Consider the following 22,427-nt stretch of genomic DNA (forward strand, 5'->3'; position numbering starts at 1 on the left):
GGAGGGATTGAACATGGCTGATTTACGCATAAATCTAGCAGGTATAGCTTCACCCAATCCGTTCTGGCTGGCATCGGCGCCACCGACTAACACGGGCTATCAAGTTCAGCGCGCTTTCGAAGCGGGGTGGGGTGGAGCGGTTTGGAAAACACTTGGTGATCCCATTATTAATACGTCTTCGCGCTTTGCGGCCATTCATTTCAACGGACAACGCGTTGCAGGCTTCAATAATATTGAACTTATCACGGACCGACCTCTCGAGATCAATCTCAAAGAGATTTATGAGACGAAGAAGCGTTTTCCGAATCATGCGATTGTCGTATCCCTGATGGTAGAGCCGAACCGGGAGAAATGGCATGAGATCGTGAAAAAAGTCGAAGCTGTCGGTGTAGACGGCTTGGAGTTGAACTTTGGCTGCCCGCACGGCATGGCTGAACGCGGCATGGGCGCTGCTTCGGGGCAGCAGCCGGATCTCGTGGAGGCGCAGACGATGTGGGTGAAGGAAGCGGCGACGACACCGGTTATCGTGAAGCTGACGCCGAATATCACAGATATTACGAGCACCGCTAAGGCGGCAGTTCGAGGCGGTGCGGATGCGATTTCGTTGATCAATACGATCAACTCATTAGCTGGCGTAGATATCGACTCGTGGAACACGATTCCTCATGTTGGAGGCAAGGGCTCTCATGGTGGATATTGCGGTCCTGCGGTAAAACCGATTGCCCTCCATATGGTTGCTGATTGTGCGCGAAATCCAGAGGTTGGCGTGCCTATTTCTGGTATTGGCGGTATTTCCAATTGGCGAGATGCTGTTGAGTTCATGCTGATGGGCGCGACGGGCGTTCAAGTGTGCACAGCGGCGATGCACCATGGTTTCCGCATTGTGGAGGATATGATCGATGGCTTGAACAACTATTTGGATGAAAAAGGTCTCGCCAGCGTCACAGAGTTGATCGGGAAATCCGTTCCGCGCTACTCCGATTGGGGGAACTTGGATTTGAACTATGCGGTTGTGGCGCGAATTGACACGGATACCTGTATCAACTGCAACAAATGTCATATTGCTTGCGAAGATACGTCTCATCAATGCATTGATATGTTGACCGGTGAACAGGGTCAGTCCTATTTGCAAGTACGCGAAGAAGATTGTGTAGGATGTAACTTATGCGCGATTGTTTGTCCCGTAGAAGGAGCCATTTCTATGATTGAGGTATCAGGCACAGATGCGCCAATTTCGTGGAACGAAAGACAGGAGGCTATCGCCAAGCTGTCGGAAGGCAAAGACACCACCAAGAAGGAGGCTGTGTAACCATGTCCAAGCTCATTAAGAACGGAACGGTCGTGACGGCTGTTGACCAGTATCAGGCAGACGTCCTTATCGAGAACGGGATCATTACGCAAATAGGTCTGAACCTCTCGAAGGAAGGGGCAGAAATTGTAGATGCCGCAGGTCATTATGTGTTCCCAGGCGGTATTGATCCGCATACTCATCTTGAGATGCCTTTTGGCGGCACGGTTACAGCCGATGATTTCGAGACCGGTACGAGAGCGGCTGCTTTCGGTGGAACGACAACGATCATTGACTTCTGTTTAACGAACAAAGGAAGACCGCTGAGTCAGTCTGTTCAAACTTGGCATCAAAAAGCCGCCGGCAAAGCCGTCATCGACTATGGATTTCACTTAATGATTGCAGAAATCAACGATGAGGTGCTGGCAGAGCTGCCGAAAATGATTCACGAAGAGGGGATCACCTCGCTCAAAGTGTTTATGGCTTATAAAAATGTGTTCCAAGCCGACGATGGCACGCTGTATCGGACATTGATCGAGGCAAAGCGGCACGGAGCACTTGTCATGGTACATGCAGAGAACGGCGATGTGATTGAATATTTGATTAAAGAAGCGCTAGAAGCGGGCAATACGGATCCGATCTATCATGCACTAACACGTCCATCTCTAATTGAAGGCGAAGCGACAGGGCGTGCGGCTAAGCTTACTGCATTGGCAGGTTCTCAGCTCTATGTTGTTCATGTGACGTGCGAGGAAGCCGTTCAGCAGATTGCCGAAGCGCGGAATCAGGGCGTTGATATCTGGGGGGAAACGTGCCCGCAGTACTTGATGCTGGATCAGACCTATTTGGAAAAGCCGAATTTCGAAGGGGCGAAATACGTATGGTCGCCTCCGCTGAGACCGCAGCATCACCAAGAGGCTCTGTGGACCGCTTTGAAAAATGGACAGCTCCAGACGCTCGGATCTGATCACTGCTCTTTTAACTTTAACGGGCAAAAAGACTTGGGACTAGGCGATTTTAGCAAAATCCCGAATGGAGGACCCTGCATTGAGGATCGATTCTCCATCCTATATTCAGAAGGCGTAGTGAAGGGCCGCATCACGTTGAATCAGTTCGTAGATATCGTGTCTACGCGAATTGCGAAGCTTTTTGGCTTATTTCCCAAGAAGGGGACCATCGCTGTAGGATGCGATGCGGATATTGTCATCTTTGATCCGAGTGTAACACGGACGATCTCAGCTGAAACCCACCATATGAATGTGGATTACAATCCATTTGAAGGCATCGTGATCTCTGGGGAGCCGGTAACTGTATTGTCTCGAGGTGAATACGTCATCCGGAATAAACAATTCGTAGGCACGGCGGGTGCTGGACAATTCGTAAAACGAGGTACATATCATGCAGCTTCACGCGATGAAAAGTCGAAGAATGTAGAAGCTGTCAAAGGGGGAGCCACAAATGTCTGAGTATGTACAATTTAAGCTAGAGAAGCAGAAATTGGATGACTTCGTGGCTCAGAAGTTCAAAATCGTCGGGGTGAAGGAAGATCTGGAGGGAGCGTGGCTCGATCTCGAACATCCCGGCGGTGAAACGGCGAATCTGCATCTAACGACGGCCAATGCTAGGAAGTATTATGTGTCCTTGCTCCTTAAACAAGGGCAAACGCAGGCTTAAACGATTGCGCCATTCATGTATTCGTAGCCGTGTAGGGCGAGCTCAATGGCAATCCTCTTGTATGGATGCATGTAATCGTCACCAAGCAGAGCTGATATTTTGTCCAGGCGGTGGTATAGGGTTTGCCGGACGATAAATAACTCCTTAGCAGTCTCCTGTTTGGATCCGCATAGCGCTAAATAAACTTTCAATGTCTTCAAAAGCTGTCCGTTTTTCTCCCGATCATAATGAATTAATTTCCCAAGGTATTCATCGATGAATGACTCCAGCATTCCGGATTGCTTCATTTTTAGAATCACTCTGTTAACATGCTGTTCATGATAGAAAGGACTTGCAAGCATGCCAGTATCTTTCTGAATCTCAATCGTTTCTTGGGCGGTCTGATAGCTTTCCATAACGCGAGTGGGGTCACTTAATGTTTTCCCGATACCGAACATAGGGGAGAACAAAATGGTTTCTTGATTAGTCTCTGATTTTTGAAGTCTTTGTGTAGCCCTTAAGATTCGCTCTTGGCAAGGCATTGCAGGCAATTGGTCAAGTAGGATGAACACGATTTGAACATGTACGACGGTCGGTATGAGATAAAAACCTTCACCTTCGAAGATGGCGCGGGCGATCATCTGCTTCTGTAAGAGCAGATCTTCATAGTCTTTGGAAGCTTCGGCTGCTGAGACGATGTCAAATACACAGACGATGGTTTGACCCAGCTTCATCGAGGGCTTGATGGAAAGCATATAATCGCGAATTTCTTGCCCTGTATGCTTGCCGTTCAACCAATCTGTGACCCAGAGATTCTGTTTGTACCGCGTTTTCTCCTCCATATATTTCGTGCGCATCATTTCTTGTGCAATGGCTGTTGCGAACCTATCTAAGGCAAGGATTTGAAATTCACTAAGTTCCTGGTCGGCATATAAAAGTAAGTCTGCGAACAAATGTTCTAAGGCTAAAATAGGGCGATGGGCCAGTTTGCTTTTGGCATTAGGAAGCTGAAAGATCTCGCCATAAATCCATTTCTCATAAAAGGCATCAGCCTTCGTTTTCGGCATGGTAGGGACGAACTGCGCCTCCGCGCCGAAGGGGAAGAATGCGACTTGTGAGTGTGTCGTTTGATGCAGCAGCTTTAAGAGAGATTGCAGTCCTTTCCCCGAGAGGAGTAACTGATTCAGCTGGGTGGAGAGTGATTCCAGGTCTGACACCATTTTGTGATGCTGATGGATGAAATAGGCATGTAGATCCTGCGTAATGTCAATATATCGAACTTCTTCATGGAAAAAGATAAGTGGAAAGTTCTCTTGAGTGGCAAGTTTTTTCATCCGTTCAAACGGCTGTTTCGTATAAGTACCGAGCTCAATACATAATCCGGAAGCTCCGCTGTCGATCAACTGCTGCAAAAAGGAGAGACTAAGCTCCTCGTTATCATGCCAACCAATTCCTGTACTTAGAATAAGCTCATTTCCATTGAGAAGATGGCCGACTTGGGTCACTTCCATGATATGTACCCAACGCACCTTTCGGTTCAAAGCTTCCTCACTTGCGATGGCTTCTGCTTTGTGGAATAGCGGTCTCTGCAAAATATCTTTCACTGTTAATTGTAAGAGTGTCTGTACCAAGTGAGTTCACCACCTTCATGTAAGGAAAGTTGACGTAACGTAGCGGAATAGTAATTTTACCTATTATACAATGTGTCCAAAGACTTTTGGGAAAAATTCTTCCTACCAGGAGATGAATGAATATGAAGCTTTTACAAAATTTTGTGAATGGTGTTTGGATCGATTCAGAAAGCGGTTCAGTGAGTGATGTGATTAATCCGGCAACAGGAGAAATCATCGCTCGTGTGCCGCTTTCTTCTTCTGAAGACGTGGAAGACGCTGTGATAACGGCACAAATGGCCTTCGAATCATGGAGCAGAACACCTGTACCCAAACGAGCAAGAGTATTGTTTCACTACTGGCAGTTATTGCAGGAACATGAGCAAGAACTTGCAGAGCTCATTACGTCTGAGAATGGTAAAAGCTATAAAGAAGCGTTAGGTGAAGTGCTCCGTGGGATCGAATGCGTCGAATTTGCAGCAGGAACGCCTTCGCATATGATGGGATCGACATTGGCTAACATATCTGCCGATATGGATTCGGAGTTATTTCGAGTTCCACTTGGCGTGGTTGGGGGAATAACACCCTTTAATTTTCCGATGATGGTGCCATGTTGGATGTTTCCCTTAGCAATTGCTTGTGGAAACACGTTCGTGTTAAAGCCTTCTGAGCGAACGCCGCTGACTGCAATGAAATTAGCGGCACTTTTTCAAGAAGCTGGGCTCCCTGATGGGGTGCTGAATGTTGTCCATGGTGCACATGATGTCGTCAATGCTTTAACAACTACACCAGCTGTAAAAGCAATTTCTTTCGTAGGTTCTCAGCCGGTTGCGAAATATGTCTATGAGAAGGCTTCTTCCGCAGGTAAACGTGTGCAAGCGCTAGCAGGGGCCAAGAATTATCATATCGTGATGCCCGATGCCCATGTTGAAAAAACGGTTGAGAATATTATCATGTCTTCCTTTGGAAGCGCGGGGGAGAGATGCATGGCTTGCTCGGCTGTTGTGGTTGTTGGGGATGGGGAGAATTTCGTAAATAAGCTTCATCAAGCAGCACGTAATATGGTAATTGGCAATGGCATGAATGAAGAGGTAACACTCACGCCGATCATACGAAGCGAACAGCGCACCAGGATTGAAGCCTTTATTGATAAAGGGATAGAGGAGGGAGCGGAGCTTCTATTAGATGGAAGAAATGCCGAGGCTTGTTCGGCTGAAGGATTTTTCCTTGGAGCTACGCTATTTGATCATGTGAAACCGAATATGACGATTGCTAAAGAGGAAATATTTGGCCCGGTCTTATCCCTATTCCGAGCTGAGGATTTGGACGAAGCACTGCTGCTTGTGAATCAATCGCGGTTCGGTAATTCGGCCGTCATCTATACGGAGAATGCCAAAGCCATACGCAAATTTCGAGAAGAAGTAGAAGCTGGGATGCTTGGCGTGAACGTTGGCGTGCCAGCTCCGATGGCCTTTTTCCCATTCTCAGGCTGGAAAGACTCTTTCTATGGAGATTTGCATGCCAATGGCAAAGATGGTGTAGAGTTTTATACGAAGAAAAAGATGATGACATCTCGATATTTTTGAAATTAGTTTTAAAAGAATAGGGGAATGAGGGCCGCGAGCGATTGCGGCTTTTTTGCCGTTGTGTATGGACAAGCTTTAATCGTTGATGTAGGTTAATGAATAGGGAAATAAGGGGGAGACATAAGTGATTAGAATATTGGCTGTAAACGAAGAACAGGAGATTATCCATATATCCTCATTAGACGATCTGAAACATTCAAATATAGATCGGTACTGGGTAGATTTCAATGCGCCTTCCAAGGAGGAAGCCTTACTCTTACAAAAGCACTTTCAATTTCATCCGCTTGCTGTAGAAGATTGCTATCATTATCTGCAGCGACCTAAATTAGATCATTATGACGATACTCATTTTTTTGTTCTTCATGCTTTGCATCCTGAAACGTTAGCTGCGGAAGAGGTAGACATGTTCTGGGGCACTAATTTCATTGTTACCTTTCATTATTCACCGTCTAAGGAAATTGATGAGGCATGGCATCGGATGGCTGAACAACAAAAGTTTCGTGAAAAAGGTATTGTTTACACGGCCTATTTAATTATCGATAAGCTGGTAGATGAATATTTCCCTAGTCTATATCAAATCGAAGATCAGTTAGATGAAATCGAAGTAAGAGGAAAAAGTGTGCCGGTTCATATCTTAATGAATGAAATATTTGAAATAAGAGCAAAGCTGTTAAAGATTAGAAAGACAATTGTTCCTATGAGGGATCTGCTCTATCGGGTTATTAATACCGAAAAAATTGAAGGTCTTAAAGAACATTTAGTTTATTTTACAGACATCTACGACCATCTGCTTAAGCTCTCAGAAATTATTGACTCCAATCGAGATTTGACTGCGGATATCCGGGATAGTTATGTTTCTATAAATTCCTATCGTATGAATACGATTATGAAGACTTTAACGGTTATTACGACCATTTTCATGCCTCTGACATTTATTGCTGGGATATACGGAATGAATTTTCAAAATATGCCGGAGCTTACTTGGCGTTGGGGTTATTTTATTGTTCTATTTATCATGTTCGGCATTGGTTTCGGTATGTATTTGTTTTTCCGAAATAAGAAATGGTTTGATTAATTAGTAGTATTAAATATTAATGTCATTAATTATTAGTGGAGGACGCTTCCTTATGAAGCATAAACAAAAAAAACATAATACGATGAGGCAATATACGGAGCTGCTTAGCCGATATTTGTTCCCCCAAAAGGGGACGCTCATTGTATTGACGATGCTCTTATTCGCATCTATTGGTCTTCAGCTCATCAACCCGCAAATTATTCGCTATTTTATCGATACCGCTCAAACGCAAGGGGCTATGCAGCCACTGATTACAGCCGCGATTATGTTTATTGGCTTTGCGCTTGTTCAGCAGCTGGTCTCTGTCATTGCTACCTATTTTAGTGAAAATGTAGGGTGGAAAACTACGAATAAGCTACGGGTGGATCTTGCCGCTCATTGTTTATCACTGGATATGTCATTTCATAAATCACATACATCAGGCTCGCTCATCGAGCGTGTAGATGGGGATGTGAATGCACTGGCTAATTTCTTCTCGAGCATGATCATTCATTTATTTGGTAATCTGCTGTTGATGGCTGGCATCATTATTTTGTTGCTTCGGGAAAATTGGTTGATTGGCGCGGGGATGGCCTTTTTCGTCATTTTTGCGGTCTTTATGATTCAGTGGATTCGTAAATTTGCTGTTCCAGTTTGGGCGGGATGGCGGCAGGCGAACGCAGAGTTTTATGGTTTTATTGGTGAGCATTTGGAAGGAACAGAAGATATTCGCGCCAATGGTGCAGTTGGGTTCGTTATGAATCGCTTCTATATTATGCTTAGAAAAATGCTGCCGCTTCGGGTAAAAGCCTTTCTCGGTTTCTGTGCGATGTGGAACATGTCTATTTTCGTTTTTGCGCTTGGCAACGCCATGGCGTTTGGTATTAGTGCTTATCTGTGGCACACCCAGCATATCTCTCTAGGTACTGTGTATTTGATTTTCTTCTATACGGAATTATTAGCCAAGCCGATTGAAAAGATTCGTACGCAAATGGAAGATTTGCAAAAGGCAGACGCTAGCATCTCACGTATTCGAGAGCTGTTCGCTATCCAATCTGAAATTAAGGATGGGACGGGAGCTCCATTACCGGAAGGACCGCTTAGTGTTGAATTCCGTGATGTCACGTTTAGTTATGATGGGGATCAGCCTACGATTGAGGGGTTAAATCTGACTCTGAAACCTGGTGAAGTCCTGGGACTCCTTGGCCGTACGGGGAGCGGAAAGTCAACGATGGCAAGATTGCTGCTCCGCTTTTACGATCCTCAAAGTGGAAGTATCGCGCTTGGTGGTACTGATATCCGGAGTTGTAAGTTAGTTGATCTACGTAAACGTGTAGCTCTTGTGACGCAAAATATTGAAATTATGCAAGGGACCATTCGAGATAATCTAACCTTCTACGACGATTCGATCACGGACGAACAAATTATTGAAGTAATCAAGGAGCTTGGACTTGGAGCGTGGTACGAAGCCATGCCTGATGGGCTAAATACAGGTTTAGCCTCCGGAGGAGGCAGCCTGTCTGCAGGAGAAGCACAGCTGCTAGCCTTCGCACGGGTTTTCTTAACGAACCCCGGACTTGTGATCATGGACGAAGCTTCTTCAAGACTTGACCCGCTGACAGAGCAGCGAATGGAAAAAGCGGTTTCCAAGCTATTGACTGAGCGGTCTTGTATCATGATTGCTCATCGTCTTACAACCGTTCAACGAGCAGATCACATTCTTATTCTGGATAATGGGCGCGTGTTGGAATCGGGAAAAAGAGAACATCTAGCCGCAGATCCGAACTCTCGTTTCAGCCAGTTACTTGCCACAGGCTTAGAGGAGGTGTTGGCATGAATACATATCAATATTTATGGCGGCTTATTATGTACCGGCCAATACGGTATCTGGTTAACGCCATTGCTTGGACAGTAATCTATTTGGCGCCGATTGCGCCTGGACTTATAACGAAAGAGTTTTTTGATTCTCTGACAGGTACGGCGGCGCTGGGTTATGGTGTATGGGGACTGATCGCCTTGTTAATGGCTGCAGCCTTAGGGCGCATTATGCTGATAGTAATTGGTTTTATTACGGATGTTAACTTTCGCTTTCGGATGGGGATGCTGCTTAGACGAAACTTGCTCGAGCATGTATTAAAACAGCCGGGGGCACAGGCCATTCCCGTTTCTCCGGGGGAAGCGATCAGTCATTTCCGAGATGATGTCGATCAATCAGAAGAAGCAGTAAGCTGGTCGGTCGATGTGTTCGGGATGACTTGCTTTGCCCTCGTATCGGGCTATATCCTGATTCGGATTGATACTCAAATGACACTGCTTGTATTTATGCCCATCGTACTCGTCATTACTGCCGCGCAGTTGGCTACGGTTCGCTTACAGAAGTATAGAGCAGCTAGTCGCGAAGCGACGTCTAAGGTAACAGGAGAGATAAGCGAAATGTTCGGCAATGTGCAGGCGATTCAAGTCGCCGGTGCGGAGAAACGAGTGATCGCTCGGTTCAGCAGCTTCGGTGACGATCGTAGGAAAGCGATGCTGAAGGATCGGCTCATGGGTGAACTGCTGGATTCAGTGTTCTCAAACTCGGTTAATCTGGGAACGGGACTCATTCTATTGCTCGCGGGAACAAAAATGAGAGCTGGGACGTTTACCGTCGGAGATTTCGCTTTGTTCGTGTACTATTTAACTTTTGTTACGCAGTTTATTACGAATGTGGGTAAATTTATTACGTATTTTAAGCAGATGAGTGTGTCGCTGGAGAGATTGACGTTTCTTTTGCAGGGGGCATCGGCTAAGGTTCTTACGATGGTTAATTCACTGCATTTGAAGGTGGAGAATAAAGTGGCGGAGGCTACTGTGTCCACTATCTCTTTGGCTCAGAAAGGGAGGGAGAATGGGAGTCTGATTGGGGTAAAGAAGGTGGATGGACTTAAGCTTGAGGGTGCGGATGAGGCGAAAGAGAAAGGCTTAGAGCGTGAATACGCGGTTGGAGCAAAGTTAGAGGAAAAATTCAATCAAGAAACCGGGATTGCAGCCTCGCTGCAGCGGCTTGATGTGAATGGACTGAGCTACGCTTACTCTGATACAGGCAGAGGGATCTCGGACATTCACTTCAGCTTGAAAAGAGGATCGTTCACCGTTATTACGGGAACGATTGGTTCGGGCAAGACCACGCTTGTTCGCTCGCTCCTTGGGCTGCTGCCCAAGGGAAAGGGAACGATTGCGTGGAATGGTGTGCCCGTCGAAGACCCGGGCACATTCTTTACACCGCCGCGGAGCGCTTATACCGCGCAGGTGCCGCGGCTATACAGCGATACGCTGCGCAACAATATTTTGCTTGGGCAAGCGGAGCAAGGCGATAGCTTGCAGCAGGCTTTACACGCGGCGGTGATGGAGTTCGACGTCGCGCAGCTGCCTGGCGGGCTGGACACCGTCATCGGCCCGCGTGGGGTGAAGCTCTCCGGCGGGCAAGCGCAGCGGACGGCTGCAGCGCGCATGCTCGTGCGCGACGCCGAGCTGTACGTCTTCGACGACCTGTCGAGCGCGCTCGATGTTGAGACGGAACAGAAGCTGTGGGAGCGGATGTTCGAGCGTCGAAGTGACGCGACCTGTTTGGTTGTATCCCACCGCAAAACGGCGCTTACACGAGCGGACCACATCATTGTAATGAAGGACGGCCGTATTGAGGCTGAAGGAAATTCGGAGGAGCTGCTGCGGCAGAGTACGACGTTCAGGGAACTGTGGTATGGCGATGAGCGGCATTCATCATGAATAAGTAGAGAAGCCTGAGAGATTGGGCTTCTTTATTATTTTATAAAGGAAATTTGTGGGGGTTTGACGAAAATATATGAACTCCTTTTCCGATGGACAAAGATTGTAATTAAGAAATGATGAGGGCAAAATAAGGTAAGGAATAACCTAAATTCAGGGAGTGAGAAAAGAAAATGTTTAACCCCAAAAAGCTAGCGGCTGAGAAAGCTGTTGAATTTATTGAAGATGGCATGGTAGTTGGACTAGGTACAGGATCTACGGCTTACTGGGCAATCCAAAGAATTGCTCAAAGAATACAGGAAGGGCTTCGTATCCGCGCCGTGGCGAGCTCTAGAGATTCGGAAGAATTGGCAAATAAATTAGGAATTCCTATTGTTCCATTTTCTGAAATAGAATTCATAGATATTTCGATCGATGGTGCTGATGAGGTTGATACTCATTTAAACTTAATCAAGGGCGGAGGCGGCGCATTAGTCAGAGAGAAGATACTAGCAATTAATAGTAAGAGATTTTTTGTAATTGTAGATGAATCAAAACGAGTAGAACATTTAGGCCAATTTCCATTACCGGTCGAAATCGTACCCTTTGCTGTAAATTTAACAATAAACAAACTAAAGGAACTAGGATGTAACACAAGGATACGAATGAGTAATGACAAGGAGTATATTACGGATAATGGAAACATAATTGTAGATTGTAACTTTGAAAAAATAGTAGAGCCAATAGAGCTAAATAAACAAATTAACTTAATTCCAGGTGTTGTTGATAATGGATTATTTACTAGCATGGTAAGTTCATTAATCGTTGGATACAACGATGGAAAAGTAAAGATTATCGACCAAACATGAGTGAGCCCAGAAATCACACAACATGCATTTTGTGCATCAAAATCAGGCGTTGAACGCCATTTGGAGGGGATTGCCTGCAAAAAGTGCAGTTAATTTCGCCTCAAAAGGCTCAAACGGTGCATTTAGGGTGAATTTGATGTAGGAAATGCAGGTAATTCATGAGAGAAGAGTAGCTCACGTGAATTTTACTGCATGTTTTACAGCAAATATTGTTCGAATAGTCAAACGGGGGCTAGGGGCAGGGAACTTAGTGCTTAGTACTTGGAAACTGGCAGAGGTTGTTGTATTTGTATTTGTTGTTGTTGCAGTGGCAGATACTTTTGAATTTTGGCTAGTGGGATGATTTAAGGAAAGTTTGAGAGAGGCGTTTAAAGTATAAGCAGGGAAAATCTACCAAAAGAACGAATCTAAATAAGATAATTCTAACGATTAAACAAGGAGCGAAAGTACATATGCACGATACACCAAATCTTCTACTTATCACAGACATTCCAGGCTATACACCTCAAATTAGCAGACTGATGTCGATGATGAACTACGCGAGAAGTACGACGCTGAGAAGTGTGGAAGGACTCACAACCGAGCAATTAGACTACACAATCGACGCGACAAGCAACTCGATCGGTTCTTTGCTGCTGCACTTCGCTGCTGTCGAGGTTGCTTATCAGCTAGAGACATTTGAGCATCGTGACTTGAACGAGGATGAAATCAAAATCTGGGGATCAGCCCTCGAGCTTGGGGATCAAGGAAGAGCCCAAATTAAGGGAAATAACCTCGATTATTATCTCAACATCTTGAGCGAGGTGCGCAGCAAAACGTATGATGTTTTCAAGACGAAGACAGATGATTGGTTATATGAGGAGTATCCATTCTGGCAAAACCAGCCAGCTAACCATTATTTCATGTGGTACCACGTGTTTGAGGATGAGATTAATCATCGGGGACAGATTCGTTTGATGAGAAAACGACTTCCGGTATAAAAGCGGTGAATTTTACCCAGATAGGAGGAAAGAAGAGATGAATACCAACAAACCAGTTGGTCTGACCGCTTCGGTAGGTTTTCAAATTGGTGTTAGACGTACACTTCCCATTTTCCAAGAGGAAACTTGGGAGCTGCTGACTTCAACACGAGGGAGAAAGCTTTGGTTAGGTGATGCAGACTCGGTTGAGATTGTTAAAGGTCATAAGTTTGTGACGCAAGAAGGAACGACGGGGGAATTTCGTGTGGTGAAGCCATTGGAGCAGCTTCGATTGACTTGGCAGCCTGCAGACTTTCCCAATACGTCAACACTTCAAATTCGTCTACTGCCTGCCGCTAGTCCGGGTAAAACAACGATTAGCTTCCATCAAGAGAAGCTGGATAGCGCAGAGCAAAGAGAAGAGATGAAAGTACATTGGGAAGAGGCTATCAGCGGACTACTAGCCCTTTCTGAGAAAAAGTCCATACGATGACGAACACGCTCATACTGGTTTTCATTCTGACGATGATAATCCACACAGCGGAAACGTTGTCATACTCCATTCGGTACGCTGGGGTGCAAGTAAACAAGCTGGCGGTGGCACTCTCTTTAGTCGGCATTGTCGTCCTTGTATCGCGCACAGCGAATTTAATTCAGGCGCCAATGACTGCGCACTTCGTTGATTTTGCTAAGATCGAACCGACTTTCGATTTGGAACGATACCTGCGAATCAGTTTATTCGCCTCATCGATTGGGACATTGATTGCAATTGCTTTATTCCCCTCATTTATCAATCTCAGCGTTCGAGTCATTTCCCGGTTGGAAATTGCAGGATCGATTCCGAAACTCATTACGAGTGTAACGGTGACGCAGTTGAAGAACACGAAAAAATATTTGAAGAAGCCAAACGTCAAGCTGCTGAGCCAATTCCGTTATTTGGGGATTCCAAAGCGATTCCTGTTGATTAATATTATGGTGACAGCTTTCTATTCGGTTGGTGTACTTTCTTCCTTATATGCCGCGCATTTATTACCTGAATTTGCAACGACAGCGTCGCAAGCATCTGGACTTATTAACGGTATTGCTACTATTTTGCTTACCATATTCATAGATCCGCAGTTAGGTCTTATCACGGACAAAGCACTGCATGACGAATCGCAACGTAGACAGCTTGGTAAGATCTATGCGCTGCTAATGACATCTCGATTTCTGGGAACGCTGCTAGCGCAAGTTTTCCTTATTCCATCTGCTCATTTTATTGGATGGATGGTCAAATGGTTTTTCTAATTGTTCGATTTCCTTTCCTTCATGGGGCTTGCTTGGTATAATAGCAAATATCATAGGAGCGCAGCTAGAAACGGAGCCACAGAATGAAGAAGTTTAAGAAATTTTATATCGAAATTACAAGTGTTTGTAACTTGGCCTGCACCTTCTGCCCACAGACGAAGCGCCAAGCTAATTTTATCAAAATCGATACATTTACCAATATATTAGATCAAATTAAGCCGCATACGGATCACATTTATTTGCATGTCAAAGGGGAACCTTTGCTGCATCCGAAGATTGACGAACTGCTGGATTTGAGCCATGAGAAAGGCTTCAAGGTCAATATCACAACCAACGGTACGCTGATTAACAAAAATAGACACAAGCTACTGGATAAACCGGCGCTGCGGCAGATGAATTTCTCTTTGCACAGCTTTGATGGCCACGAAGGATCTGAGGATAAAGAAGGATATGTCACGAGTATCCTGCGATTTGCTAAGGAAATCGTTGCCAAGTCCAATGTGATTATCTCGTTCCGTTTATGGAATCTAGATACGGACAATCAGACGAATCAAGAACGGCAGCGAAACCGTGAAGTGCTGGAATTGCTCGAGAAGGAGTTCGAACTTGATTACAAAATCGATGAGAAATTCGTTCGCGGCACTGGTGTTAAACTGGCCGATCGCGTCTATCTGAATCAGGATCATGAGTTCCAATGGCCGGATTTGAAGGCGGAAGAAATTGAAGGGCCGGGCTTCTGTCACGCACTGAGGAATCAAGCAGGTATTCTTGTGGATGGCACTGTGATTCCTTGTTGTCTAGATGGGGAAGGGGTCATTAATCTGGGCAATATCAACCAAACGCCTTTCTCCGAAATCGTAGAGGGTGAACGGGCAAACCGATTGTTCGAGGGCTTTTCCAGACGTGAAGTTGTCGAGGAATTATGCCGAAAGTGCGGATATCGCGAACGATTTAGCATGTAGAATAGGTTGAGCTCATTCTTGGCAACGTGTGTGCTGGGGATTGGGCTTTTTTCTTTTGTTTCTTTTTCTAGCGATCTTTTGCTTTTACGTAGCTTTCGTGGGATAATATAAGTTTGATTCAATTCTATTTGTTGGGGGCACATTACGTGGGACGTTATCCATTTGCATATGATCACGCACAGCCATTCATGCAGCAGGTTTCTGACTGGATTGCGGATATATTTTATGAAGTTTTGCCTGATGCGGGCTTTGAGGTGCGTGACGAACAGATTTATATGGCGTTCCAGTTAGAACGAGCTTTTGCTGAGAAATCGACCATTTTTGCGGAAGCAGGGGTAGGTACGGGGAAAACGCTTGTCTATTTATTGTATGCGATATGCTACTCGCGTTTCATGAAGAAACCTGCTATCATCGCTTGTGCGGATGAATCTTTGATTGAACAATTGGTCAAGCCAGGTGGTGATATTGATAAAATATCGCGTCACTTGGATCTCGTGATTGATGCACGGCTTGCCAAATCACCTGACCAATACGTATGTCTCGTCAAGCTTGATGAGGCACGATTCGGACATGAGGATATCGGCTTATATAGAGAACTGCATGAAGGTCTTCCTGACTTTGTTCATACACGTGAAGCGCTGCAAACCTTTCATGCTTATGGGGACCGTAAAAACTACCCACACCTGAATGATGAACAGTGGCACAAGGTGAGCTGGGATGCCTATCAGGATTGTTTCGTCTGTGATAAGCGACATCGCTGCGGCCAAACGTTATCGCGTGAAGCGTATCGACGTTCAGCGGATCTGATTATCTGCTCGCATGATTTCTACATGGAACATGTGTGGACCTACGACGGAAGAAAACGTGAAGGCCAGCTTCCTTTGCTGCCGGATCATTGTACGGTTGTTTTCGATGAAGGACATCTGATGGAATCGGCTGCACAGAAAGCATTAACGTACAAGCTGAAACATATGGTGTTCGAGGAATTAGTGATTCGTTTGTTAAAAGGGGAAGTACGCGAGACGTTAGCCGTTTGTATTGATCAGGCCATTGAGCAAAGCGAGCTCATGTTCGAAGTGCTTGAAAGCTGCTGTCAACCGATTGTTGGATCGGATCGTAAGCAGATTGTCATCAATGACCGATTGCTGCGAGAGATCCACCGGTTAAGTGATATTTTATCGGAGATTGAAGAGGAGCTTGTCTTTGAAGGTGAAATGTTCACATTAAACGACTATCAGCTTAAGATCGTGGAAGAACATTTGGAAATGATGCAGAAAGCGCTGGCTTTGTTCCGAAATGATCAAACCTTCATTTGTTGGGCCACGGAAAGCATTACAGGTCTCAGCCTAGTAATTATGCCAAGAACCGTGAAAGAAGTGCTGAAAGAGCACGTGTTTTCTTCCAAAATGCCAATCGTTTTCTCATCGGCTACGCTGTCTGTTGAGGGGAAATTTAATTATGTAGCTAATAGTTTGGGCCTCGACCAGTATCTATCCTTCTCTGTAGATTCTCCTTTTGATTATGCAGAGCGGATGGAAGTTATCGCACCCAAATGGGAGTCTGGCGGTACGTTTCAAGAAAAGATGATATCCGCGGTTCAGTTGCTAAAAAGAACAGAAGGAAGAGCGCTTATTCTGTTCCCAACTCACGAAGAGCTGCAGCGGTTTAAACGAGAAATCAAAGGTCGTTCGGATACTTCAGAACTGACGTTCTTGTTTGAGGGGGATCAAGAAATCAGCCATTTGATTGCCTCTTTCCAGGGGGATGAGCACAGCGTGTTGTCTGCTGTCACCTTATGGGAAGGACTCGATATACCGGGTCCTTCGTTGTCCAATGTCATTGTCTGGTCGCTGCCGTTTCCTCCACAAGATCCCGTATTCAATGCGAAGCGTCAAGCATCAACCTCGCCGTACGAAGAGGTAGATATTCCTTACATGCTGTTAAGGCTAAGACAAGGGATTGGGCGCTTGATTCGTACTCGCGAAGATAGTGGAATTATTGCCATCTTCAATGATGAACTGCACGATAACGTGGTGCTTCGGGATCACATTATTCGCATATTACCCGCTGGTGTAACACTGAAGAGCGAGTAATTTACTTCAAGGTTGGTTCTAGGTGAACCAAATGTCGCGAAATCGCACCCATCCCAGAGAGTCGAGGGAGATCCCGCGAATCGATGGATGGTAAGCGGTTTTGAGATGTTTTCGATATAGAAATAGCAGGCTGTGGCGCTGCTTGAGCTGGGATTCCAACTGCTCGAGCAGCGCCATTCTGCGTTTCGGGTCGGACTCGGAACGCAACTGTCGTAAGCTGTCATCGAGCATGCTCTGCACATCAGACGCAGCATGCTGCCGCATGCTCTTGTACATGTCGTAGAGCCGCAGCTCACGATGCTCGTCTAGCATGACGGCAAACAGCAGCAGATCTGCCGTCATACGCAGCTCGCCCTTGAATTCCTCAGCGGGAATGAGCAGGATTTCCAGAGTGATTCCGGACATTGCGTACATTTTTTGCAAGAGGAGCGCATCCTGCTCATATTGCGGGATGGTCGCAAGCTTAAGCACGTCACCCTGGTAGCCGGCAGCTGTTAGCAGCTGTTCGATTTCAATTGGCTGTCCCGTCGTGCTAATTGCATGATTGGAACGATCCTTAGCTTGATGTGAGTGCAAGAAGAAGCTGCTTGCCGCTTCAATGACATCGCCCGAGAGCTGTTCCAGCAAATAGGGTTGATCCAATGCTAAGTTAAGTGCCTCGCGAATCATTGGATTCTTTAACGGTCCATCTTTCAATTCATTCACCGTCATGAATTTCGTCGTCATGCCAGATTGCCGTACTTGCTGCCAACGCTGCGCTTCCATGTCTGAAATTCGCACATTGTGCATGACTTGGAAAGGCTGTCTTTGAGCTGATAATTCCGTCTGTTCATTCTCCGGCAATGTCCATACTTCGACCCGATCCAAGAACCCACGTCCCTGAAAATAAGCAGGGAATGCCTCCAAGATCCATATCCCTTGTTCATGCCCAGATAATCGGAAAGGTCCTGTGCCAATGGGCGATTTATCCATCAGTCCGCCGGCTGCTTCGCAGACATCAGCTGGTACGATAGAAGCGCGATTGGTAGTTAAGAATCCAAGGAATAATTCATTGCGTTCAGACAGTTGAATGCAAACCGTTGTTTCATTTGGTGTTGTAATGTCAAAGATGCCCGCATAAGCCCAGCTATACAGACCACGCGGCGCTAAGCGCCCAAGCCGTTCAAGTGAATATTTCACATCGCTCGCAAGCATCTCATGGCCATGATGAAACTGTACACCTTTCCGAAGATAGAAGGTCCATAAGGTGCGAGAAGCATCTACATCCCACGCGTGTGCAAGATGCGGTAGGATCTGATCTCCTTTGGCATCCATCCGAACGAGTCCATCAAATAGCTGATTCACCAGATGGGATTCCCCGGCATAATGGATGGCTGCAGGGTCTAAGGCGTGAATCGTTTGCGTAAGTGGGAAGCGCAAAATATCCGTTCGCCGCTGGCCTTGCACTTCAGACCGAAAGCCGAATTGCCCTGACAACCAAACTTGGAATTGTTCCCGTAGGGAAGAAGCATGCTCAGCTGCTTGCAGCAGTTCAAGTGCAGAATGCAAATCCTGTTTCGCGACCAATTCCTTAGCTTCTTCCAGAAGCATATCTTCTTTGCGCGCATGGAAAATAAGAGTCGAGCGATTGCCGCGGCCTTTCTTTGGCAGCCAAGTGAGCCACTGCTCCTGCTGCATTCGCTTGAGAAGCAGCACCATATTGCGGTGCGTACAGTCCAAATGTAACGCTAGCTCCTCTAGCGTTATTTCGAGTGGATGTTCTTCATGAACCTGGGGGAATGAGCGTCGAAGTGTTAAATAATGCTTGCGTATTTTCACCCTTTAACCTCCGGAATAAAATATGAAATTATGAAAATTAAACTTACACTTTTTGTTCTTGTTTTACAGGTTACAATAAAGGGCAGGAAATAACAAATGCTTTTGCTGCCTTACCATTTGTAAAACAAAGGAGAAAAAGTCCAATGAGAGATCCTGCTCCATGGCAAAGAAAATACGGTTTAATGCTTATGTACGCATGTTTATTTGGTTTCATGGTTCAATACATGTTTATTGACCATGCCGCCGGCATCTCTGTTCTCATTAGTGTGGCTGGCTTTTACAGCCTTTACTTTTACGCTATAAAAGGAAGATTAGGCGGCTTTGAGCCGTGGGAAGGACAAAATAAAGCGGGTTGGTTCCTTCTAGCTCCAGTTGTATTAATTGCTATGACTTATACATTGTTTGCAAACAATCTGTTTCATACGCTTAATTTGCTTGCCTTACCCATATGCATTGCGATGCAGACGATTGTCTTATCACGCAATAGTAAGCATGCATGGTATCACGCCACATTCCTGCAGGATCTGCTGAGACATTGCTTTGGTAGGCCGCTTGCTTACTTGCCTGTACCTTTTGGGATGATCAAAGCTTGGCTGCCGAGTAGAAAGACCGAAAAGGAGTCCGTTTGGGGGAAAATGGGGAAAGTTGGTGCAGGCCTTTTGTTGGCAGCCCCCATTTTGTTCATCGTTATTGGGTTGTTAGCTTCTGCGGATCGAGTTTTTCAATCTTGGATGGCCGGAATCCCGCAATGGTTCAACGGAATATCTATTGCTGAGGGGATTGTACGAACCGGCTTGGGGATTGCAATAACCCTATACACGTTCTGCTATTTATGGGGAATTCTTTTTCCAAAAGTCATCGAAGTCAGCCAAACGCCTCAAGAGTTTAGTGAAGAATCTGCCGCAGTAAGCAAAAAGATTCGGATTGATCCAATAACAGCCGGAACTCTGCTCGTGTGTGTCAATATTGTCTATGTGCTGTTCGCTATCATCCAATTCTCCTATTTATTCGGGGCTGCGAATGGGTTTTTACCGAATGGTGTGTTCTATGCGGAGTACGCGCGAAGAGGGTTTGCTGAGCTTGTTGCGGTCGCAGTCATCAATATCTCGCTGCTTTTTCCAGGTTTGCACTGGATCCGCCGCAGTAGTCACGTTGGTGAAACCATTCGAAAAGGGCTGCTGACGATGCTCGTCGGATGCACGATCGTGATGCTCATTTCCGCTTATGGAAGGCTTTCGTTGTATGAAGAGGCTTATGGTTTCACGCAAACGAGATTACTTGTTCATGGTTTCATGATTTTCTTAGGTGTTCTGTTTATCATTGCTTTTTTCCGAATCTGGATGGAGCGGATGTCCTTGTCAAAAGCTGTTATCACAACGGCAATACTGGCCTATCTGGTGATGAATTATATGAATATTGAACAACGAATCGTAATCAACAACATGGAGCGGTACGAAAGAACGGGAATCATCGACCTTGAGTATCTGGGAAGACTCTCAACCGACGTGGTCCCGCCACTCAAGGAACTGCAAGCCAAACACCCTGAGTTGGTGTCGATACAAGCAACCATAGATCGCGTTAAAGCTGATTCCGGAGACTATTCATGGCCTTCCTGGAATCTATCCAAGTATCAAGCAAGACGGTAATTGTAAAATATTTCAAAACATTTCGTTTCGATCTCAAAGTAGCTGGGTATAAATTCCTATCAACACAAAACCCAGACTTAGGAGGATGAAACGTTATGAAAAAACAACTATCTTTCGTACTAACATCCGCAATGGCTTTATCCGTGTTCTCATCTGTTGCATTTGGCAAAACGTCAGCTGACTTCTCAGATTTGAACCAACTGGACGCCGCTACTAAAGTCAAATTCGATGCGATGATTAGCGCGGGTATCTTTGATGGGATGACCGAAACGACTTTCGGATTAAAGAGTCAAATGAACCGGGCACAGTTCGCAAAAGTTGCGGCGATGATCTTGAATCTTCCGATTAATGCAAGTTTAAGAGTTTCCTCTTTTACAGATGTAAGTACATATAATCAAGCTAATGGCTACGCATTACCGTATATTGAAGCTTTGAAAACAGCTGGAATTACAAATGGCGTTAGCGATGGTGCTTACAACCCAGCTGGACAAGTGACGAAGGAGGAGTTAGCTACTTTCTTGATTCGAATTTTAGGGAAGGATGCAGAGGCAGGTAATAAGACACTAACAGATGGATCCGTCTCTAATTGGGCCAAAGGGTACGTAGCTCTTGCATTGAACTTGAAGCTTCTCCCAGAAACAATAGGTGCTTTCGAAGGTCAAATGCCTGCTACCCGTGAACTCCTGGTAACAGGCGCTTATGAAGCAAAACAACAATTTATACCAGGTAAAATCGCGTTAGTTAGCGCACAGGCTATTGGAGCAAGCAAAGTGAAAGTATGGTTTAATCAAACGGTAGACAAGACAAAAGCTAACCTTACATTAAGTAAAGGAACATTGAATGTTCCGGTAACTGTGACTTGGTCTGATGATGGCAAATGGGCTACTTTACTCACATCTTCACCGATCAGTGAAGGAGAGTATACAGCTGCTATTTCTGGGTTAGACGCATCAACTGTATCAAGAAATGAAGTCTATTTCAGAGCACAAGCGGAGCAGGTGACCGAAATCAACTTCGTCAATCCAGAAGAAACCATTGCGAACAGCTCCGCTGCAATGATTAGAGTGAAAGCCTTGAATCAGTACGGAGAGACGGCATCCCTTGGAACGTCAGGTTTCACGGCCATCGTAGCTGGTTCTGCTCCAGCAGATTTTAAAAAGGATGAGAGGGGCAACCTCGTTATTATTGCTAACGTCAAAGATGCGAATACGTCCCAAATGAATGATTATTTACCAGTAACCGTTTATGTGAATAATAGCAAACTTACTGCAGCTCGAAGCTTCAAAGTAGGCAACGCACCTGTACTCAGTTTCATTGAACCGAACAAAATAACCTATTCGAATATGAAAACAAGATTGATTGATGTGGGCGATAAAGCATCCATTTCATTGAATTTGTTTGACCAGTATGGGAACCCGATTATCAAAAAACAGTTTGATCAAAATGAGGTCACTTCAAAGAGCTTGACGCCAGTTGTATCGCCTGAAAATCCAAATCTTGAGATTGTAAAGGCGGGCACTTCGCTAGGAACAACTGATTTATTTGATGAAAATGGGAACGCCCGCTTTGAAGTTAGACTGACTGCCAAGCCAATGAACGACAGCACTCATAAGATTATTATTTATAGCGAGGCTTCTCATGCTACAGTGAGTGTGGATGTAAACTAATTAGGGCCATTTTATTGACTGCTTACTCTTTGGCGACAGAGAGGGGGCAGTTTTTTTGTTAGGCGAAGCTTTCAAGTTATATGTTTTACAACAATTTTTATTGTGTAAACTACTATACATGAGAACGTGCGTTTGGTACACTAGGTGAAGAAACTAAGTTGGTAAAAAATGGGGTGAATCGAGGAGTAAAT

General features: G+C 45.4%; 17 protein-coding genes. 15 read left to right on the forward strand and 2 right to left on the reverse strand.

Translation table 11 applies throughout. The annotated features are described in order from the left end of the window. The first annotated feature begins 13 nt into the window (after positions 1–13). The 3 genes from preA to AC58UU_RS23775 are packed head-to-tail and all read left to right on the forward strand — an operon-like array spanning position 14 to position 2,962. Positions 14–1,309: an NAD-dependent dihydropyrimidine dehydrogenase subunit PreA gene (preA, locus tag AC58UU_RS23765; RefSeq protein ID WP_497319385.1), complete on the forward strand. Its 1,296-nt coding sequence runs from the start codon at positions 14–16 to the stop codon at positions 1,307–1,309. Positions 1,310–1,311: 2 nt separating this feature from the next. Next, the gene (gene hydA / locus AC58UU_RS23770) at positions 1,312–2,754 is read left to right on the forward strand and encodes a dihydropyrimidinase (protein WP_497319386.1); all 1,443 of its coding nucleotides are present in this window, start codon (positions 1,312–1,314) and stop codon (positions 2,752–2,754) included. Beyond that, positions 2,747–2,962 carry a hypothetical protein gene (locus AC58UU_RS23775; RefSeq protein ID WP_171649005.1) on the forward strand — a complete coding sequence of 72 codons (216 nt, stop codon included), beginning with the start codon at positions 2,747–2,749 and terminating at the stop codon, positions 2,960–2,962. The genes hydA and AC58UU_RS23775 overlap by 8 nt, the downstream gene beginning before the upstream one ends. On the opposite strand, the gene AC58UU_RS23780 is transcribed toward AC58UU_RS23775, so the two are convergent. After that, on the reverse strand, positions 2,959–4,572 hold the full coding sequence (locus AC58UU_RS23780; RefSeq protein ID WP_497319388.1) for a PucR family transcriptional regulator: 1,614 nt from the start codon (positions 4,570–4,572) through the stop codon (positions 2,959–2,961). The two genes, AC58UU_RS23775 and AC58UU_RS23780, sit on opposite strands and share 4 nt — an antisense overlap. A 122-nt stretch (positions 4,573–4,694) precedes the next feature. Between AC58UU_RS23780 and AC58UU_RS23785 the strand changes: the two genes are divergently transcribed. The 10 genes from AC58UU_RS23785 (at position 4,695) to AC58UU_RS23830 (ending at position 17,105) form a co-directional block, all read left to right on the forward strand. Beyond that, positions 4,695–6,137: a CoA-acylating methylmalonate-semialdehyde dehydrogenase gene (locus AC58UU_RS23785; protein WP_497319389.1), complete on the forward strand. Its 1,443-nt coding sequence runs from the start codon at positions 4,695–4,697 to the stop codon at positions 6,135–6,137. Positions 6,138–6,261: 124 nt separating this feature from the next. Then, the gene (gene corA, locus AC58UU_RS23790; RefSeq protein ID WP_497319391.1) at positions 6,262–7,212 is read left to right on the forward strand and encodes a magnesium/cobalt transporter CorA; all 951 of its coding nucleotides are present in this window, start codon (positions 6,262–6,264) and stop codon (positions 7,210–7,212) included. A gap of 52 nt (positions 7,213–7,264) precedes the next feature. After that, on the forward strand, positions 7,265–9,028 hold the full coding sequence (locus tag AC58UU_RS23795; protein WP_497319392.1) for an ABC transporter ATP-binding protein: 1,764 nt from the start codon (positions 7,265–7,267) through the stop codon (positions 9,026–9,028). Next, on the forward strand, positions 9,025–10,956 hold the full coding sequence (locus AC58UU_RS23800; RefSeq protein ID WP_497319393.1) for an ABC transporter ATP-binding protein: 1,932 nt from the start codon (positions 9,025–9,027) through the stop codon (positions 10,954–10,956). Before AC58UU_RS23795 ends, AC58UU_RS23800 begins: the two co-directional genes overlap by 4 nt. Positions 10,957–11,129: 173 nt before the next feature. Then, positions 11,130–11,804: a ribose-5-phosphate isomerase RpiA gene (gene rpiA, locus AC58UU_RS23805; protein ID WP_497319394.1), complete on the forward strand. Its 675-nt coding sequence runs from the start codon at positions 11,130–11,132 to the stop codon at positions 11,802–11,804. Between the two features lie 452 nt (positions 11,805–12,256). Further along, a complete protein-coding gene (locus AC58UU_RS23810; protein WP_497319395.1) occupies positions 12,257–12,784 on the forward strand; it encodes a DinB family protein in 528 nt (175 codons plus the stop codon). A 37-nt stretch (positions 12,785–12,821) separates the two neighbouring features. Next, positions 12,822–13,256 (forward strand): SRPBCC domain-containing protein, encoded by a 435-nt coding sequence (locus AC58UU_RS23815; RefSeq protein ID WP_497319396.1) that lies wholly within the window; start codon positions 12,822–12,824, stop codon positions 13,254–13,256. Beyond that, positions 13,253–14,050, forward strand: coding sequence for a lipid II flippase Amj family protein (locus tag AC58UU_RS23820; RefSeq protein ID WP_497319398.1), 798 nt, complete (start codon positions 13,253–13,255; stop codon positions 14,048–14,050). Before AC58UU_RS23815 ends, AC58UU_RS23820 begins: the two co-directional genes overlap by 4 nt. An 83-nt stretch (positions 14,051–14,133) precedes the next feature. Next, positions 14,134–15,012 carry a radical SAM/SPASM domain-containing protein gene (locus AC58UU_RS23825; RefSeq protein WP_029194982.1) on the forward strand — a complete coding sequence of 293 codons (879 nt, stop codon included), beginning with the start codon at positions 14,134–14,136 and terminating at the stop codon, positions 15,010–15,012. A gap of 146 nt (positions 15,013–15,158) precedes the next feature. Continuing rightward, positions 15,159–17,105: an ATP-dependent DNA helicase gene (locus tag AC58UU_RS23830; protein ID WP_497319399.1), complete on the forward strand. Its 1,947-nt coding sequence runs from the start codon at positions 15,159–15,161 to the stop codon at positions 17,103–17,105. 18 nt (positions 17,106–17,123) lie between these two features. Here the strand turns inward: AC58UU_RS23830 and AC58UU_RS23835 are convergent, their stop codons facing one another. Continuing rightward, entirely contained in the window at positions 17,124–18,923 is a 1,800-nt protein-coding gene (locus tag AC58UU_RS23835) for an ABC transporter substrate-binding protein (protein WP_497319400.1), read from the reverse strand. 143 nt (positions 18,924–19,066) lie between these two features. Here AC58UU_RS23835 and AC58UU_RS23840 point away from each other — a divergent pair, with 143 nt between their 5' ends. Next, positions 19,067–20,569 carry a DUF4153 domain-containing protein gene (locus AC58UU_RS23840; RefSeq protein ID WP_497319401.1) on the forward strand — a complete coding sequence of 501 codons (1,503 nt, stop codon included), beginning with the start codon at positions 19,067–19,069 and terminating at the stop codon, positions 20,567–20,569. A gap of 95 nt (positions 20,570–20,664) precedes the next feature. After that, positions 20,665–22,236, forward strand: coding sequence for an S-layer homology domain-containing protein (locus AC58UU_RS23845; protein ID WP_497319403.1), 1,572 nt, complete (start codon positions 20,665–20,667; stop codon positions 22,234–22,236). Positions 22,237–22,427 lie beyond the last annotated feature (191 nt).

It is taken from the genome of Paenibacillus sp. JT22N1, from assembly GCF_059692155.1.

Excerpts from the sequence above, each read along its gene's own strand:
- preA (WP_497319385.1), top strand. The coding sequence starts at position 14 with ATGGCTGATTTACGCATAAATCTAGCAGGTATAGCTTCACCCAATCCG.
- hydA (WP_497319386.1), top strand. The coding sequence starts at position 1,312 with ATGTCCAAGCTCATTAAGAACGGAACGGTCGTGACGGCTGTTGACCAG.
- AC58UU_RS23775 (WP_171649005.1), top strand. The coding sequence starts at position 2,747 with ATGTCTGAGTATGTACAATTTAAGCTAGAGAAGCAGAAATTGGATGAC.
- AC58UU_RS23785 (WP_497319389.1), top strand. The coding sequence starts at position 4,695 with ATGAAGCTTTTACAAAATTTTGTGAATGGTGTTTGGATCGATTCAGAA.
- AC58UU_RS23795 (WP_497319392.1), top strand. The coding sequence starts at position 7,265 with ATGAAGCATAAACAAAAAAAACATAATACGATGAGGCAATATACGGAG.
- AC58UU_RS23800 (WP_497319393.1), top strand. The coding sequence starts at position 9,025 with ATGAATACATATCAATATTTATGGCGGCTTATTATGTACCGGCCAATA.
- rpiA (WP_497319394.1), top strand. The coding sequence starts at position 11,130 with ATGTTTAACCCCAAAAAGCTAGCGGCTGAGAAAGCTGTTGAATTTATT.
- AC58UU_RS23810 (WP_497319395.1), top strand. The coding sequence starts at position 12,257 with ATGCACGATACACCAAATCTTCTACTTATCACAGACATTCCAGGCTAT.
- AC58UU_RS23815 (WP_497319396.1), top strand. The coding sequence starts at position 12,822 with ATGAATACCAACAAACCAGTTGGTCTGACCGCTTCGGTAGGTTTTCAA.
- AC58UU_RS23820 (WP_497319398.1), top strand. The coding sequence starts at position 13,253 with ATGACGAACACGCTCATACTGGTTTTCATTCTGACGATGATAATCCAC.
- AC58UU_RS23825 (WP_029194982.1), top strand. The coding sequence starts at position 14,134 with ATGAAGAAGTTTAAGAAATTTTATATCGAAATTACAAGTGTTTGTAAC.
- AC58UU_RS23840 (WP_497319401.1), top strand. The coding sequence starts at position 19,067 with ATGAGAGATCCTGCTCCATGGCAAAGAAAATACGGTTTAATGCTTATG.
- AC58UU_RS23845 (WP_497319403.1), top strand. The coding sequence starts at position 20,665 with ATGAAAAAACAACTATCTTTCGTACTAACATCCGCAATGGCTTTATCC.